Annotated in this window: 1 pseudogene; it reads right to left on the bottom strand. The window is 65.6% G+C overall.

Annotation, left to right across the window (positions count from 1 at the left end):
• A pseudogene (locus ACIPY9_RS24590) lies at positions 1-1,934 on the bottom strand (sugar-binding protein); the annotation flags it as partial.

Below are 1,934 nucleotides of genomic sequence, written 5' to 3'. Positions count from 1 at the left end.
CGGGTCTTCACGCCCTTGACGTCGGTCACCTCCTGTTCGGCCTGCTGACCGTCCACCGCGCTGAGCACATAGCGGTAATGTCGGGTGGCTTCATAGGGCGTACCCGGTGCCACGGTTTCCTCGGTCACCCGACCCAGCGCATCGTAGCGGTAGGCGATTTCCACGTCGTTGTCGTCGCGTGTGAGCAACGGCTGGCCGTGGAGCAGCGAGTGTTGCAGGGTGTGGGTCTTGCGCACGTTGTCGAAGTCGGTGCTCAGGCTGATCTCGGTGTGCTGCACGGTTTCCCCGGCGCGGGCATTGCGGGTGCGGCGGTAGGCGTAATCGAGGACCGTGGTGCAGCCATTGAGGGTCTGGCTTTCCTGCAGCTTGCGGCCGTGCAGGTAGCGGTCGCCGGGTTGATCGATATAGGTGTAGGCCGTGTGCTGAAGCTCGGTTTCCTCGGAGCCGTCCACCTGCAACAGACGCTCGTCGGTCATGGCCAGCCAGCCGGGTGTTGCGCCCCCCACGCCGGTTTGCAGTGCGTAACGGTGCGCGGTGCGCAGTGTCGGCGCCTCGCCGGGCGCGCCCGGCGCCGGGGTGATCGTGCTGTCCTGCAGGGTGCGCACGAAGCCGTGGGGATCAGCCGGGCAACCATCGCCCCCGGCCGCCGAGTAGTAACGCCGGGTTTCCAGGGTGCCGTCGGGGTTTTCCTGGGTCAGCAGGTTGCCGAAGGCGTCGAAGGAGGTGCGGGTGGTTTCCTCGTGGGTCTGGCTGGAGGCGCTGGGGTGATACCAGATCTTCAGCACTTCACGGGGCAACTGGCACTGGGGTGGCTGCTGGGCGAAAGGCAGGCCGGGGGTGCCGTGGTAGAGGGTGCGGGTACTGAGCACATTGTCACGCTGGGTGACGGTTTCCTCCACCAGCAGGTGAAAGTTGTTGAAGGTGCGTTCGGTGGTGCGCAGGGCCTGGCCATCGACCCAGAGGCTTTCCGTGCTGGCGTAGGTGTAACGCGGATCGGCCTGGTAGAGGTTGTCCAGGCCGTCGTCGTCCCAGATCAGGCCGCTGGCGTTGAAGCCCAGGAAATTCTCGCTGGAGTAGGCGTAGCGCACTTCCACCGGTGGCTGGCCGAAACCGGGCTGCTGGCGGTGGTGCAACACCCGGGGCAGTGGCGGGTAGCGGTTCTGCGGAAATTCGTGGCCCTGGGCGTCGTAGGTGATGAGCTCCCGGCAGCCCAGCGGAGTGCGCAGTTCCTTGAGGCACAGGTATTCGTTCAGCCACTCGTAGGTGAAGTGCCAGCCGGCCTGATTGTCGCTGGGCAGGATGACGCGGCTGACCTCGCCGTTGTCGAGCACCAGGCTGAAACGGGCCAGAGGCTCCCCGCCACTGCCCTGACCGGGGTGCAGGTCGACATTGATCTGGGCACTGCCGAGGCGGGTGATCTCCAGGAGTGTGCCGTAGTCGTCGCTGAGGCGGCGCAACACGGTCTCACCGGCAAAGGTGTCGTAGGTCAGAGCGAGGCGATGACCTTCGGCGGAGTGGACCTCGGTGACCCAGGCCAGGGTGTCGCCACCGCGCAGGGTGAGGATTTCCGTCAGGCCGGATTTGTGGACCACCCGGTAGCGATCGCTGCCCTCGAAGGAAAAATGAAAGCTGTCGATCTTGCGTTCGGGCACGGTGGGCTGGGCCAGGGAACCTTCGATACGAAAGGTCTCGCCGGTGGACAGGGAAAGGATGCGCGAGACGGTGTCGAAGTGCGACAGGCGCAGGCTCCAGCCCTTGCCGAAGCCGGTGTCGCGGGGGCTCATGGGGCTGAAGCCCAGGGTCAGCGGCAGGCTGGGGCCACAGAGGTGGTTGGCCTTGAGTTCGGGCAGGGAGATGGAACAGGTGTATTGCCCGGTGCGCGGGTCGACACCGGCCTGGACGGCGCTGAGGAAGTTGAAGGCATTGGAGTGGAC

Source organism: Pseudomonas sp. NPDC089734 (genome assembly GCF_044748865.1).
Taxonomy (GTDB): domain Bacteria; phylum Pseudomonadota; class Gammaproteobacteria; order Pseudomonadales; family Pseudomonadaceae; genus Aquipseudomonas.
The sequence above is the reverse complement of the archived record's forward strand: the minus strand, read 5'-3'. Positions and strand labels throughout refer to the sequence as shown.